Here is a 16043-nt window from a genome sequence, read left to right on the forward strand (position 1 = left end):
GGTGGCCACGCGATTTGAGAAACTGGCCCTGAACTATCTCGGATTCGTCCATCTGGCGATGATTCAACGCTTGGTGCGTATCCTTGCACCAGCGACATCGGTATCCTGAATTATCAGACAGAGCCTACTGATGGATGTGGTTTGCCAAGATGTGTTAAGCTGGCAGGCACCATCTTTCTCGATTCAAAATCTTGTTGAATCAATGTGATTAAACTACTGGTCGTACCAAAATCTAAGCCGAATGTTGCAGCCATTGTAATTCCCTTTCTACAAGCTGTAGAAGATTGTTTAATCGCTCTTCAACAACTTCCAATCGCTTAGGATCTGCTTGAATTGCTTCAATACTCGTAGTTAACCAACGTATCATTTGGCCTTGTAATACACCAGAAAAGTGCTCTCGTAATTCATTAGTTTTATATAAAAAAGATGCCTTCATACTATTAATATCATTTTCTAGATTATTTTTCTCTACCTCTAAATTTGTTACTTTATTTTCAAGATTATTGATTGTTGAATTTAATTCATTTATTGAATTAATATACTTATTATTCTGATCATATAGATAATTTGCTTTATTTATTAAAGCATTTGATTTATCATTGATTGAACTAATATAATCAGATAAATAACTTGATGATTCGGGATTAATAGTGAAATATGTTACTATATCTATAAGGTTATTATATGCATACTTTGAATTTGAGATTTCTTTGATTATGTATAAGTATTCATTTTCGTTTATTAGTTTATTTAATAAACTGTAATATAAATATATAGTTATAGTATTTATATTATAATCTTTATTATTTATGAAATTTCTAATTTTGGTTGATAATGAAATAATATCTCTGAAATCAATAATAGATATTATATTATCTCGTTCAATCATATATTCTACACATTCTGTTAGTAGTTTATTGATCTCAGGGATATTTTTTGTTTTATTTAAAAGTAAAAGAAATTTGTTTGTATATTCTGTTTTTTTAATAATGCACTCAATAAATTCATTTCTTTCCTCAATACTCATCTGAATTGGTTTTCTAGTTTTTTTAATTATAAGTTTGTTCGTGATTTTATCACGAGTTTTATTAGAATCATATTGAATATATTCAATAAATTGATCAATGTCTCTTTTAACCGTAGTGATAAATTCAATCCAAGGAGATTTTGGTTTTGCCGATTTTAGTGTTGAACTATCTTTTTGCATATCATTATTCCTTATGTAAATTTGAAGAAGGGATTATCAATATTGTAACCTATTTCTGTGAATCTCTGCTTTTGAATCTTGATGACTCCTTTCATAATAGGACAAACAGATTAGATGCAATTTTCTTGCATCTTGGTTGCTAACGAGATTATTAGAACTTCTGAATAATATATCTTCCAATTTATCAATGTCAATATTATTTTCTGAGTAATATAATTTATTACAAGAATCAATAACTAGTTTAGTGAGAGTATCAATTGGACATATATTTAAAGATACATTTGCCTGACTTCTCGGACAAGTACTATGAAATGTATTTATCTCTTTTTTTCTAAACATTTCTAAAGCTATTTCTAATTCTAGTAAATTTGTTTTCATCTTTGCATTAAAAATATTCAGATTTAATCTAATAGCATTCGCTATAATATTTGGGATAGTTCTGTTGTATTTTTTTAGAATGTTTAATGATGAACGCATTTTTTCATCAAAATCACCAAAATTAAATGATGATCTTCTATTTTTGGGATTATCCTTCATAACAATTCCTAAAGCATAATTAGCAAGAGCATTCTTGTAGTCTAAATATTTTGAATCAAAATTAGATTCTTCCATGAAATAATGTATATAATCATGATTTAATTGATCAATAGCTAGTTTGTCTATAAATATTTTATCAATTTCATTAAGAATGTCATCATTCATGATTTTGAATTCTATAAAATATTTTTGAATAGCATTAGGTTTATTTATTAATGTAATAATAATTACACAATCTCTTTCTTTGGAAAAGATAGATTTTAATTCTTGAATTGATATATCTTTTAGTAAACGATTATTATATTGTATTTGACATGACGAAGTATTCAATATCTCTATTGCATTAAATGATATGGGTCTTGTAATAATCTTTTTGCTAGTTATCTCTTTATCATGAATTATTAGCTTAGGAAGTTGTAGTGGATGCTCTAAATTAATATGAGCTTCACGTTCCCTTGAAGTATTGAATAAACGACCACATGTAGGGCAGGCAAATTGATGAGGTACTTTATGATCATCTTTAGCTACGATATGATTTTCCCAAAAGCGCTCAACATCATCTTCAAGTCTCCAGCCTAATGTTGGCATCTTTACTCCTTTATAAATATACATATATTCTGGTAAATTATTGATATTATGTTCTTTAATATAAGGAAAATGCAATGAGAATTCAATACCTAAAAACATCGGGCGGGTGCTATCAGTCGATTGCACCCGCCCGAGTTTGCTGTGTGGAGAGGTCTGGCATAAGGGAAACCGTGCAGCCTGCAAAAAAGATACGGCTCGCGATCCAGATCTTTGAAATATCCCCCCAAGGGGTGATAAAATTGGGCTAACCACTCCGTTTTAAGGGCGTGCCCCCAAGATTACCTCGACTGTTTGCTCTTGATCATCGCGAATAATCGTCAAATTAACTTTATCGCCAACCCGCGAATCGTTGATATGGGCAATCAGATCGTCGCTTGAGCGAATACGTTCGCCATTGAAGGCGGTCACAATATCGCTATCAATAATCAATTCAGCGCCTTCAACTTGGATGCTGTTTGTGCCCAAGCGAATGCCTGCTTGATCAGCGGGGCCATCGACAACGACATTGGTGACGAGTGCACCTTGGTTAACTGGCAATTTCAATTCTTCCGCCAATTGGGCGCTAATCGTGAGCATGCTCACGCCCAAATAGGCCGAATCGTGCTTGCCTGTTTTAATCAGATCTTCAACAATGATTTTGACCGTATTTGCAGGTACGGCGTAGCCAACCCCTGCAAAGGCTGGAGCTGCCGTCGGGTCGCTGACCCGAATTGCGGTGTTGATGCCAATCACTTCGCCGTTGCTGTTGAGCAACGGGCCGCCGCTATTGCCAGGGTTAATGGCCGCGTCGGTCTGAATGATGCGGCTGATCCGAAATTGGCCGCCATTGGCTAGGGTGCGCCCAGGCAACGAACGCCCTTCGACAGCGCTGACAATCCCCAAGGTCATCGTATTTTGCAAGCCAAAAGGATTGCCAATCGCAATCGTATCTTGGCCAACTTGAACCTCGCGTGAGTTGCCAAAAACCATCGGCGCGATGCTGCTTACTTCCTCGGCCTCAACCTTAATCACCGCAATATCGTTATCTTGATCAGCGCCGCGCAAGGTTGCTGGCACTTGGCGGCCATCGGAGAAGGTGACAAAAATGCGGGTAGCACCTTCGATGACATGGTTGTTGGTGGCGATATGGCCTTGATCATCGACCAAAAAGCCTGAGCCAAGCGCTTCTTGGGTCACTTCTTGGCTGCTTTCGCCAGCAACTTCGGTGTCGATACTGACGACAGCAGGCCCAACCCGCTTGTACAAATCGATGCGGGCTTGCTCATCGCTAAGATCATTGCTTGGGTTGGGATTAACCGAACTGGCTGCAACTGGCGTTGGATCAGCTGACAGAGTTGGCTTGAGATTTGTACTTTGCTCAGGAGTCGCTTGTTCGCTCGGAGCAAAAATCCAAATTAAGATACTGCCCAGGATACAAAGCCCTAGTGGAATAAGAAATGCTGGAATCAAAACACGCATGCTGCGTTGCTTCATGCAAAACATCCTTTCTGCATAATCACCGAAAATGGTGTAGGCTGCATGCTATAATTTTATCGCAAAATTTATTTGTGGGGGTCAGGGATTAGGGGTCAGGGATCGGGAATATGCTGATTTTAGCCAGCCCCATTGCCCAGCGACCAGTCCCCAAACGACTATGGCACAATCAAACAGCGATCAACCACAATTAACTGCTCGGCAGGAACGGCGTTCGGCGCGGGCTGCTCGTCGTCAAGCGCGCCCATGGTGGCTCAAAGCACTGATTCTTTTGGTGCAACTGCTGCTGATTGGGGTCTTTTGCATCCTTGCCGCTAGCTTGGGTGGCTATTGGTATTTTAGCCGCAATTTGCCGTCGATTGATAATTTGGGCACCCATCGCGCCTTTGAAACTACCAAACTCTATGCCCGCGATGGCACAACTTTGCTGTATGAGATTTTCGATCCTAACGCTGGCCAACGTACAGTCGTACCATTCAGCGCGTTCTCCGAGTATCTTAAACAGGCCACGATTGCGGTCGAAGATAGTAATTTTTATACTAATCCTGGGGTCAATTTGCCTTCGATTGCCCGGGCAGCGTTGGCCAATTTGACCGACCAAGAAACTGGCCAAGGCGGCGCTTCGACGATTACCCAGCAATTGGTGCGCAATGTGTTGCTTTCGCCAGAAGAACGCGGCCAGCAAACGCCCAAGCGCAAAATTCGCGAGGCAATTTTGGCCTACCAAATTAGCCAACGCTATTCCAAAGATCAAATTTTGGCCTTGTATTTGAACGAAATTCCCTATGGCAATAATGCCTATGGTGCTGAGGCTGCTGCCCAAGCCTATTTTGGGGTTAGCGTGAGCGATTTAAGCTTGGCCCAAGCAGCGATGTTGGCAGGCTTGCCCCAATCACCATCGCAACTTGATCCCTTGGTCAATGCAGATGCCGCCAAACAACGCCAAGAGATCGTTCTGGCGGCGATGGTGCGCAACAACACGATCACCCAGCAACAAGCAGAACAAGCGTTTGCTGAAGTTCTGTATGTTAAGCCGTCGCAAGTGAATTTGACTGCACCGCACTTTGTGTTTTATGTGCGCCAATTGCTTGAAGCGCGTTACGGCCCAGAATTGCTCTATCGGGGCGGCTTGCGAGTGACCACGACGCTTGATCCGCAATGGCAGGCAACCGCTCAGCAAGAGGTGCAGCAACGGGTCAGCGAAATTACGGCGCAAAACGCAACCAACGGTGCGGTGGTGATGCTTGATCGCAAAACCAACCAAGTCTTGGCGATGGTCGGCTCGGCTGATTACAACAATGCGGCGATTGATGGCCAAGTGAATGTGGCCTTAGCTGAACGTCAACCAGGCTCGGCGCTCAAACCGTTTGTCTATGCGGCGGCGATGATGCGCGATTGGACTGCGGCCAGCGTGCTTTGGGATGTACCAACCGAATATCGCTTTGCTGGGGGCGAGGTGTATGCGCCCAAAAATTATGATCGTAATTTTCATGGGCCGGTTTCGATTCGAGTTGCCCTAGCCAATTCATTCAACGTGCCAGCGGTCAAAACCCTTGATCATGTTGGCATTGACGAGTTTTTGCGCTTGATGCAGCGGGTTGGCATCAGCACCCTCGATGATCGCCCACGCTATGGTTTATCGTTGGCGCTTGGCGGCGGCGAAGTAACCCTGATGGAATTGACCACTGCCTATAGCGTGTTTGCCAACGAGGGCAATTATCGACCTGCCTCAACCATTTTGAAGGTGGTCAATACGCGCGGCGAAGTGCTCGAAGCTTGGAGCGAACCACCAAGCCAACCAGCCTTGGGGCCAGATGGCAATGGGTTGGCGTTTATCGTTTCAAGTATGCTAAGCGATAACCAAGCCCGCGAATGGATGTTTGGGCCAGACAATGCCATGGAATTGCCCAACGATCGGCCTGCGGCGGTCAAAACCGGCACGACCGACGACGACCGCGATAGTTGGACGGTTGGCTATACGCCGAGTGTGGTGATTGGCGCGTGGGTTGGCAATAGCGACAACAGCCCAATGGATGCAGTGCCTGGTTCGTTTGGCGCTGCCGTGATTTGGAATCGTTTGATGACCAAGTTTCACGAAGGCTTGCCAATCGAGCAATTTACGCCGCCAGCGAATGTTTCCGAGCACGAAGTTTGTATTCCAACTGGCACCAAACCATCGAAAGCCTGCCCTAACATTCGCAGCGAATATTTTGTCAATGGCACTGAGCCAGTTGAAACCGAAAATGTGTATCGCACAATTCGGGTTGGGCCAAGTGGCGATTGTGTGGCCTTGCCCGACCAGCCAGGCGAAGATCGGGTCTTTGCAATCTATCCCGATGAGGCTGGCAATTGGGGCGAGACTGGCGGCTTGGGCACTCCGCCAACCAAGCCTTGCGCTTTGGTGAACCCAACCAATGCAGGCAACGCCAATGTGCCAATTGCCTTGATCGAGCCAACAGACGGTGCAGCCTTAGCCGCGCCAATTCGAATTCGCGGCAGCGCTGCTGGCGATTACACGGTTGCTTGGGGCACTGGTGCGAATCCCAGCAGCTGGACGACGATTATCGAAGGCTTTGGCGGCATTTCCAATGGCTTGTTGGCAATTTGGAATGCTGATGGCTTGCCCGAAGGTCAATACAGTTTACGTTTGTTGGTCAAGCAAAGCAACGGCATGAACGAGCAACGAGTTACGATCTATCTTGATCGAACTGCGCCAACGATTAGCATCACGGTGCCAGCCACGGCCTTGCGCGGCCAATCGGTGCAGTTTCAAGCCAATGCCCAAGATGATCGGCAGCTTGCCAAGGTTGAGTGGACAGTTAATGGCGAGGTGTTTATGCGCGAGCAAGCGCCGTATAGTCTTGATTTCAGCCCAACCCAGGCTGGTACCTATCGCGTTGTGGCCACGGCAATTGATCAAGCTGGCAATCGCACAACCAGCAGCGTCAGTGTATTGAGCGTGAAATAAGTTCTTAACTAAAAAATGCTGCTGAATGTTTTTGCATTCAGCAGCATTTTTGCTTGCATTGAAATCTACACCAGCCAGCGGGCCGCAGTTGTTGCTAGCTCAGAGAGTGGCTTGCGCTGCACGGTGCACGCGGGCAATGATTCAAGGAACTGGTGGCCATAATTTTTGCTGAGCAAGCGCCGATCAAGCACCACCACAATCCCGCGATCATCCTTGGAGCGAATGAGGCGGCCAAAGCCTTGTTTGAAGCGCAAAATCGCTTGCGGCACTGAGTATTCTGCAAAGGCATCGTCGAAGCCTTCAGAACGCGCCGAAAACACTGGATCATTGGGCACGCTGAAGGGTAATTTGGTAATCACCAATACGCTCAAGGCATCGCCAACCACATCTACGCCTTCCCAAAACGAGGCTGTGCCCAGCAAAACCGTGCGTGGGTCAGATTTGAAGCGCTGGATCAACGAGCGTCGTGAGCCATCCATACCTTGCGCCAAGGTCGAAATATCTGCTTGCTCAAGGCTTTCGCTAATGCCATGATAGGTTTGGCGTAGCGAGGTATTGGCCGTGAACAAGGCTAAGGTGCGACCACCAGTCGCTTTGCATAAATGAATTAATGCATCTTCCATGGCGCGTTGATAATTGCGCTCGTTGGGTTCGGGCATATCGGTTGGCAAATAGATTAAGGTCGATTTGCTGTAATCAAATGGTGAATCGAGCTGCATGGCCGTGGCTTCGTCTAAGCCCAAGCGTTGTTTGGGATAATCGAAGCTATTGCTGACCGAAAGCGTGGCTGAAACCAAAATATTGGCCCGTTTCTTCATCCATAAATCTTCGCTGAGCAAGGGCCCGACATGAATTGGCGCTGCTTGGACTAACAATTCGCGGCGGCGTTGATCGGCGGTAAGCCAGGCCACGGTTTCTTCGTTGCCATAAATCACCAAATCAAATTGGCGTTGTAAGTCGCCGCAGGCATTGACAATGCCCTTGACCCGCATTACCAAATCGTCGTAGCCGTTAATATCGCGGCCTTCGAGATTATCCAAAATTGCTTGGAGTTTGCCAAAACCATCGCCAATTTTGCGCAAATTAATGCTCAAATTTTCCCATGTTTGCTCAACTTGGCTCCATTCGGCGTGGCGGCGAATTTTGGTCGTGATGCGCAATTGGGGATCGTATTGGGTTACGCTACGATCTTTGGCCATAATATCGTTGAAAATGCTGAACAATTGTTGGGCTGCATCGCGAGCTTTTTCAACATTCGGGCGCACATCGGCGCTAATATCTTCGAGCTTGCGTTGCTCTTTATGATCGACTGTGCTCAAACGGAAGAGCTGCGGCCACTCGTTGAGCACGCCGCTGGCCAAGCGTGCGCCGCCTGTGCTGTGCATATCGTTGAGCAAGCCGTTCAAGCTGTGCTGCGAAATCCGAAATCCCAATTGGTCGGTAGCAACATCTTCGAGGTTATGCGCTTCGTCGATAATTAAATGATCGTAGCGCGGCAAAATGCCAGGCGACTTAACATCGGCCATCAACAAGGCATGATTGGCTACCACGATATGGGCGTTTTCGGCCTCGGCGCGGGCCTTGAAGAAGAAACATTCGTTGTAGAGCGAGCAGCGTTGGCGCAAACATTGGTCGGGATCAACATTCACATTGTTCCAAACCTGCTGTTCGCCTTGAATCAACATCAATTCTGAACGGTCGCCATTGTTGGTTGATGGCAGCCACAGTTGTAGCTTCAACAAGCCGCGGGTTTGATCTTCGTTGTGGTCTGGCTGGGCGCGAAAGGCTTCGTAGCGCTTCAAACACAGGTAATTGCTGCGGCCTTTGAGCTGCACGGCGCGCAAGGCAGGCGCTTGGTCGGGATGCTCGGCCAAGAGTGCTTGCACGGTCGGAATATCTTTGGAGCACAATTGATCTTGCAAATTGATCGTGTTGGTCGAGATGACCACTCGTTCGCCGCGTTGGCGTGCCCATTGGGCGGCTGGCACGAGGTAGGCTAAGCTTTTGCCAGTGCCGGTTGGCGCTTCGATCATCAAAGTATCGCCTTGATTGAGCGCTTCGGCGATGGCCACGGTCATTTCGATTTGCGGTTGGCGTGGCTCATAGCCAGGAAACATACGGCTAAAGCCACCTTCGGCCCCAAACATTGCGCCAATCGCTTGGCTATCGAGCAACTCTTGGTTGCCAGTTGGTTCAAGCGCAACTGGGCGCACAATTGGTTTTGGCTGAAATTCAATTGGTGCTTGCCAGACCGTTTGCACGCGGCGTTTGGCAATTTCGCCAAATAATTTGGCCAGCGGCCATTGCAATTTTTGGGTGGTTTGAGCGATGTTATGCAATTCGGCGGCTGATAATTCGGCTAATTTATTGAGTAATGCGGTAAACACCAAGCGGCTAGCTTCTGCATCGGCCAAAGCGCGGTGGGCGTCGGGATGTTCAATTTGCAAATGTTCGGCGATGGTTGAAAGCGAATAATTGGGCAATTGGGGAATCAACAAGGTTGCTAAATCGAAGGTATCGTAATAGGGCTGGGTCACTTTTAGCCCTTGTTGCTGCAAAAAGCGCAAATCACCATCAACTGAATGGCCAATAATTGGGTAGCTTTTGAGAAATTTGGCCAACTGCCCGCCAATGCTATTGAAGCTTGGTGCGGTGGTCAATTCGTGAGCATCGATGCCAGTTAAACGAGCAATTTTGATTGGTAGCACCTGTTTGGGTTTGACCAACGTTTGGTAGGTTTCGAGAACCTCGTTGCCACGAAATTTAACGGCCCCAACTTCAATAATCTCATCGCGCCCTGGTTCTAAGCCAGTTGTTTCCAAATCCAAGGCGATATATATCGGTTCCACAGATGCTCCTCGCTAGCAAGCTCGATGTCGCTCAAATGTTTTGCCATTATACCTGTTCTAGGCCTCAAAACAAGTCGATCGCTTGGCAACTATAGCAGTTATGGGTTCGCGAATTATTATTTGTGGGTACTAATGATTCACCTCCCTTCCGTCCCTCCGCCGGAGGGAAACGCAAGGGGCTTTAATCCCCCTGCACCCCCTCAAGGACATGTGATGGAAGGCTAAATATCCACCGATGAAACACGGGATTGGTGCTTCTTACCGCGCTGCTATTGCATGCCACCCAGCGCTTTAACCAAATAGCAGCTATTTTTAGCTAAAACTTTCTAATCTAAAATTAATATAAGATAGATTGACAATTATTAGCAGAATAGGTTACACTTTTTCGCAGATGAACTGATACTTCGCGAGGTATTGATGAATCCTATCTTGACTCAATGTCCAGTTTGTATGGGCGAACTAACCAGCACTCGGTTGGAATGTGCAATTTGTAACACGGCGATTGAAGGCCAATTTACGCTCGGGCGCTTGGGACGTTTGACCCGCGAACAACTCAGCTTTGTGGAACTCTTGGCCCAACATCGGGGCAACGTCAACCAAGTCGCAGGATCGTTGAATGTTTCGTATACGACAGCGCGAATGCGCATGGACGAAATCGCTGCCGCCTTGGGTGCGCCGCCATCAATTTCGCGGCCTGATTCCCGCGAGGTGTTGCGGCAACTTGAAACCGGCGAACTGAGTGCTGAAGAAGCGCTCAAACTGCTGCAAGGCTAGGAAGGTATTCAATGGCAACCGAAGAACGCATGCGCATTTTGCGCCTGATTGAAAATGGCCAATTGACTGCCGAAGAAGGCGCACGTTTGCTTGGCGTGATGGAGCCAAACAATCGAATTTCTCGCCCAGTGCGTGCTCAATGGGTCCGCATTCGCGTCACCGATTTGAAGTCCAACCATCACAAAATCAATGTCAATATTCCAGTTGGCTTGATTAGCATTGGCTTGAAACTCGGCGCACGCTTTGCTTCCAACAAACATACGACGCTTAACTTTGACGAAATGTTGGAAGCAATTCGCGGCGGTATGACTGGCAAAATCGTTGATATGGAAGATCTCGAAGACGGCGAACGCATTGAAATTGTGGTTGAATAAGGAGTCTGAGCGATGCAACAACGAATTAATATTGGTACGAATCCAACTGTGGCGGTTCGCATTTGTGAAGGAAACTTACGGGTTATTGCCCACGATTTGGCCGAAGCTTGGTTTGATGTTGATGAAAATGAAATTAGTTTTCGTGCCCAAGAGGGCCATCTTTCGATCGAGCGCTGCTCCGATGATTTGGAATTGCGCTTGCCCCATGGCACAACCTTGACCCTAGAAATGGTGCAAGGCGACCTAGACATTAGTGGGATTGCGGCTGTGCACACCCGCCAAATCGAAGGCGATCTTAATATTCGCGATGTGCAAACCTTCGAAGGCGCTTCGGTGCAGGGCGATGCAGTATTAACCAAAAGCGCCACCATTAACATCGCCAACATTGATGGCGATCTCAAGATCTATGAGAACACTGATACTGTGGTAGTCAAAAATGTCAATGGCGATGCGAAAATTGGCCAAGTGCATAACCTGACGATTTTCAATATTCATGGCGATTTGAGCGCCAGCGATATTGCTGGCGATGTGGCAGTTACTCGGGTGAGTGGCGATGCAACCTTGCGTGGCACAATCAAAAGCCTTGCGCCAATTCACGTTGATGGCGATTTGAAACTGGGCATTGTTTGGGCGCCAGAGCATGTCTATCACGCCAACGCGAGTGGCGATCTGATTTTGGAAATGGCTGATGATGCTAATTTGACCGTCAATGGCTTTGTGCAAGGCGATGTTTCGGGGATGTCCGACCGTGAGCCTGGTGGAATTAGCCTGACCTGGGGCAATGGATCGGCCCGGCTCGAAGTCAATGTCCAAGGCGATTTGAGCATTCGCGGCGCTGCGGCAGCAGGCCAAGCACAGAGCGTTGGCAGCAATAATTGGGGTGGCAACTGGAATTGGAAGAGCGATGATTTCAACCGCGCAATTCGCGATTTCACCGACGATCTAGCCTCGATGGGCCGCGATATTGCCGCTCAATTCAGCGAACTCAGCCGCGATTGGCATGGTGGCAAGGGCGAAAAGGCTGCTGAACGGGCACGCCAAGCCACCGAACGCGCCGCCGAACGAGCTGCCAAAGCCGCCGAACGGGTCAGCGTGCGGATCAACGAACGCGAATATCGCTTTGACCCTGAGCGTATCGAGCGCTTGAAAGAGCAAGCCAAGCGGGCTGCTGATGAAGGCATTAGTCGCGCCTACGAGGCGATTGGCCAAGCGTTGGGCAATATCGAGAAAAATGTTGCTCGGCCAAATGCGCCACGCCCGCCAGCGCCGCCAGCAGCGCCAAATGCTCCAGCAGCACCAGCAGCGCCAAATGTGCCCCACCGTGTCTCGATTAGCGAAGATGATGGCTCATCATCAAGCCAACACGTGGCCTACACTGGCGATACCGTGCGGATTACGCCAGAGCAAGCAGCAGCCGCAGCGCAGGCAGCACCGGTTGCCCAAGCAGCTGAAACTCCAGCAGCTGCAGCGCCAGCGGTTGATAAAACCCAAGAACGCTTGGCGATTTTGAAGATGGTGCAAAGTGGCAAGATTAGCGCCGATGAAGCAGCGCTGTTGCTCGAAGCATTAGGCTAAAATTCGCTCAACAGGCGGGCTAGTTTGCTAGCTCGCCTGTTTTTCATTGCTCGCTGACTGGGTTGCGCACCTCGGCAACGCTCATGGTTTTGAGCAATTGCAAAAATACCTCAACCACCATTGGATCAAAATGTTTGCCCGACTCAGTCGCCAGATATTCCATAATTCGCTGATCCGACCAGCCTTTGCGATATGGACGATCAGAGCGCAACGCATCCCAAACATCGACCACAGCAAATACTCGCGCCGCCAATGGAATAGCTTCTGCTTGCAAGCCCTTGGGATAGCCCGTGCCATCCCATCGTTCATGATGATAATGGGGAATATCGAGCGAGCCTTGCAAGTAGAGAATTGGCGCTAGCAACTGGTAAGCATAGACTGGATGGCGGCGCATAATCACCCATTCGTCATCATCGAGCGGGCCTGGTTTGTGCAAAATTGCATCGGGCACGCCCATTTTGCCAATATCGTGGAGCAACGCGCCGCGCCGCACATGAATTAATTCCTCTGCGCTGAATTTGCCCATAGCCGCTGCGAGCTGTTCGGTCATCCACGTCACGCGCTGGGTATGGCCTTCAGTCTCGTGATCGCGCAGATCCAAGGCCCGCGACCAGCCTTCGATCGTCATATCGTAGGCGCTAGTAACTTCATGATTGATTTGTTGCAAATGCTGGAAGAGCAGGGCATTATCCAAGGCGGCGGCAACTTGGCTGGCATAGGTTTGCAGCATATCGTTGCGCTCAGCTTGAAAGAAATCTGCTTGGTTGCTTTGCAAATTGAGCATGCCGAAGGTGTGATTATGGCTGACCAAGGGAAAAGCCATGGTTTGGCTAATGCTGTCATCAAGCGGCTCGACTGCTTCTATTTCAATTTGGATGTTTGGTAGATGGGTTTTGTTATGATTGGTTTGGTCAAGCAGTTGATCACTTTGATTGAGCGTAAGCCAAGCCCGTTGCGCGCCAAAGATATTGACACAGCTATCAGCAACATCGCGGGCCAATTCTTCAACTTTGAGCTTGGTGGTTAAGCGTTGCGAGCTATAGTAGAGCGCGGTGAGCGTTTGCATTTGCAGGTCAAGCTGCTCACGGGTTGCCTTGTACGAGCTAAGATCTTCGATCATGGCGATTGTAAAGAGTGGCTGGTCGTCGCTATCTTGTACCAACGAGGCACACAAACGCCCCCAAACAATCCCACCATCGGAGCGTAAAAAGCGCTTTTCAATTTGATACGAATCGCATTGCCCAGCAAGCAACTCTTGGTTTAAGTTCATTTCAAATTGCCGATCATCGGGATGGGTAAAATTGATAAATGGCACTTGTTGCAGCTCGCGTTCGTTAAGATTCAGCAACATGCAGGCGGTCGGGTTAGCGCGGAAGGCCATCCCATTGCTATCAATTAAAACAATCCCGATCGCTGCATGCTCAAACATTGCGCGAAAGCGCGCCTCGTTGGTGCGCAACGCTTGTTCGGCAGCGCGTTGGGTGGTTATATCGCGGAGGGTGGCGATTGTCACCATTTCGCCATTGATTGGTTGAAGATCAATATTAACCAAAGTCCAAACTATGTGGCCATCGCGATGTTTAAAGGCCATTTCATAATCACGAACCTTGCCTGTTTGTTTTGCCGCCTGCAGCAGGGTGCTGCGTTCTTGGGGATTGGCATACAAATTTTCGAGCTTAAACTGCATAAATTCTGCGTGCTGATAGCCCAACATCTGGCTGCCGGTAGGATTGACTGCGATGACCGTGCCATCGATTTTGGCCATGCCAATGCCTAAGGGAATCGTCTCAAATAGTAAGCGATATTGTGCTTCAGAATGGCGTAATTCAGCTTCGATTCGTTGGCGTTCAGTCAACTCAGTTTGGGCTTTTTGCAAGGCGTTATAAACCAATCGCCCACTGACAATTTGAAAAACCAGCATCAAGCCAAAGTAAAAACTATAGCTGAGCCAGCGCGAAAATGGCGTATAAACAATTAATGACTTTGGCAGCAGTTGCTTGGTTTCGAGCACCACGGCGGCTAAGGTTACACCTAAACTGAGCATGGCAACCAGTAAGCTAGCCCGTTCGCTGAGCAAAAAGCTGGCAGCGAAAATAACGAAAAAATAGGCGATGATCGCAGGCGAGCTAATTCCGCCAGTGCTGAGCATCAAACCGCTAAACACCAGCCAAAATAAGCCAACAAACAGCTTGGCTGCCAGATTAAGGTGGTCGTGTTTGACCAAACTCCAGAGCCAAACGCAGATCAGGTTGACTACTGCAATGATTGCTAGGCGGGGCCAGCTAATATTTGCCTGCATCAAACTTAACAGAATTTGGACGGGCGTAAAAACAAAAAAGACACCCCTAAGCATCACCAGCAATAACTGTTGGCGTGCTTGAGCATCGCTTAATGTGCGTGGAATCAACGAGCGCCAATGCATAACTCTCACCATAGAATGAACGTAAACTAGCGTGATTGAGCAATGTTGGGCCGGAATGAAGCTAGGTTCGTTGGAGAACAGCGTAGCTTAAGTATACTATAGGCTTGGTATAAGGCGAAGTCGAATCTGCCTGCTTGACAAACCGCCCAAAGCGTCCGACCATAGCTATTGTTTGTGTGAGGAACGCTCCCATGCATTTTCCACGCGATCTGCGCGCTTATGGGATTGAATCGCATTGGCTGAATACTGCGCCAATGACCCGCCGCTTGCTGTTTGTTTATGCTCACCCCGACGACGAGAGTTTTGGTAACGCTGGCACGATTGCCTATTATGCCCATCACGGGGTTAGCGTGCATTATGTTTGTGCCACCCGTGGCGAGGCTGGCGATGTTGACCAAAGTTTGTTGCATGGCTATGGCGATATTGCTACCTTGCGGGCAACCGAGTTGGGCGATGCAGCTAATGCAATGGGTTTGGCCGCCTATCATTTTTTAAATTATCGTGATTCGGGCATGGCGAACACGCCCGCCAACGAGCATCCCGCAGCCTTGGTGCAAGCCCCAGTCGAAGCAGTTGCGGCCAAAATAACCGCCGCAATTCGGGCAATCCAACCGCAGGTTGTGATTACCTTTAATGAATATGGCGGCTATGGCCATCCCGATCATATTGCAATTCATCATGCAACCCATATGGCCTTTGAGCGAGCTGGCGCTGGCTCGTGGTTGCCCGAACAACTTGATGCTGGCTTGCCTACTTGGACTCCGCGCAAACTCTATTACTCGACCTTTAATCCCTTGATGATTAAATTGATGGTACGGGCATGGCGACTTTCTGGCCGCGACCCGCGTAAGGGCGGCAACAATGGTGATGTTGATTTTGTAAAGATTTTGGATGCGGTCAATCTGCCAACTGCCAGCGTCGATTGCTCAAGCGTGATTGACCAAAAAGTTGCTGCTTGGCAGGCCCATCGCAGTCAATTTGGTCAAATGGCGCTGAGCCTCAAACTTCCCCGTTTGCTGCGCCAGCGCTTTCTTGGCCGCGAGCAATTTAGCCGGGTTGTACCAGCGCCAAACGGCCACGAGCACGATTTGTTTGAAGGATTGTAATGATGAAGAGCATAGAACAGAGAGCATAGAACATCAAAAGTCAAAAGTCAGAAGTCAGAAGTCAAAAGCCCAAAGCCTTTGCGATCTTCGCGCCCTTCGTGGTTTCAAAACGAGGGGTCGAGGATCGGCCGCCCATGCTATTCCAATAGCCAAAAGCCTAGTGCCAATAG

At 47.7% G+C, this 16043-nt stretch carries 10 protein-coding genes; 5 read left to right on the forward strand and 5 right to left on the reverse strand.

Annotation, left to right across the window (positions count from 1 at the left end; all coding sequences use genetic code 11):
- Positions 1-232 precede the first annotated feature (232 nt).
- The 3 genes from SE18_RS00010 to SE18_RS00020 form a co-directional block, all read right to left on the reverse strand.
- On the reverse strand, positions 233-1207 hold the full coding sequence (locus SE18_RS00010; RefSeq protein WP_054532362.1) for a hypothetical protein: 975 nt from the start codon (positions 1205-1207) through the stop codon (positions 233-235).
- A 36-nt stretch (positions 1208-1243) separates the two neighbouring features.
- Positions 1244-2332 (reverse strand): hypothetical protein, encoded by a 1089-nt coding sequence (locus tag SE18_RS00015; protein ID WP_054532363.1) that lies wholly within the window; start codon positions 2330-2332, stop codon positions 1244-1246.
- Positions 2333-2590: 258 nt separating this feature from the next.
- Positions 2591-3805: a S1C family serine protease gene (locus SE18_RS00020; protein WP_054532364.1), complete on the reverse strand. Its 1215-nt coding sequence runs from the start codon at positions 3803-3805 to the stop codon at positions 2591-2593.
- Positions 3806-3965: 160 nt separating this feature from the next.
- On the opposite strand from SE18_RS00020, the gene SE18_RS00025 reads away from it, so the two are divergent.
- Positions 3966-6773 (forward strand): penicillin-binding protein, encoded by a 2808-nt coding sequence (locus SE18_RS00025; RefSeq protein WP_054532365.1) that lies wholly within the window; start codon positions 3966-3968, stop codon positions 6771-6773.
- A 65-nt stretch (positions 6774-6838) separates the two neighbouring features.
- Here SE18_RS00025 and SE18_RS00030 read toward each other — a convergent pair whose 3' ends face one another.
- Complete coding sequence (locus tag SE18_RS00030; protein WP_054532366.1) at positions 6839-9622, reverse strand: helicase C-terminal domain-containing protein; 2784 nt, start codon at positions 9620-9622, stop codon at positions 6839-6841.
- A gap of 450 nt (positions 9623-10072) precedes the next feature.
- Here SE18_RS00030 and SE18_RS00035 point away from each other — a divergent pair, with 450 nt between their 5' ends.
- Genes SE18_RS00035 through SE18_RS00045 form a run of 3 tightly spaced genes read left to right on the forward strand, consistent with a single transcriptional unit; the run spans position 10073 to position 12345 of the window.
- A complete protein-coding gene (locus tag SE18_RS00035; protein WP_236706777.1) occupies positions 10073-10396 on the forward strand; it encodes a DUF2089 domain-containing protein in 324 nt (107 codons plus the stop codon).
- Positions 10397-10407: 11 nt separating this feature from the next.
- A complete protein-coding gene (locus SE18_RS00040) occupies positions 10408-10770 on the forward strand; it encodes an SHOCT-like domain-containing protein (protein WP_054532368.1) in 363 nt (120 codons plus the stop codon).
- A 12-nt stretch (positions 10771-10782) separates the two neighbouring features.
- On the forward strand, positions 10783-12345 hold the full coding sequence (locus SE18_RS00045) for an SHOCT-like domain-containing protein (protein ID WP_054532369.1): 1563 nt from the start codon (positions 10783-10785) through the stop codon (positions 12343-12345).
- A 43-nt stretch (positions 12346-12388) separates the two neighbouring features.
- Here SE18_RS00045 and SE18_RS26610 read toward each other — a convergent pair whose 3' ends face one another.
- Positions 12389-14767: a PAS domain S-box protein gene (locus SE18_RS26610; protein WP_160319450.1), complete on the reverse strand. Its 2379-nt coding sequence runs from the start codon at positions 14765-14767 to the stop codon at positions 12389-12391.
- Positions 14768-14958: 191 nt separating this feature from the next.
- Between SE18_RS26610 and SE18_RS00055 the strand changes: the two genes are divergently transcribed.
- Positions 14959-15873, forward strand: a complete 915-nt coding sequence (locus tag SE18_RS00055; RefSeq protein WP_054532370.1) for a PIG-L family deacetylase — start codon at positions 14959-14961, stop codon at positions 15871-15873.
- The last annotated feature ends 170 nt before the right edge of the window (positions 15874-16043 follow it).

The sequence above is a fragment of the Herpetosiphon geysericola genome, from assembly GCF_001306135.1.
Lineage (GTDB): Bacteria > Chloroflexota > Chloroflexia > Chloroflexales > Herpetosiphonaceae > Herpetosiphon > Herpetosiphon geysericola.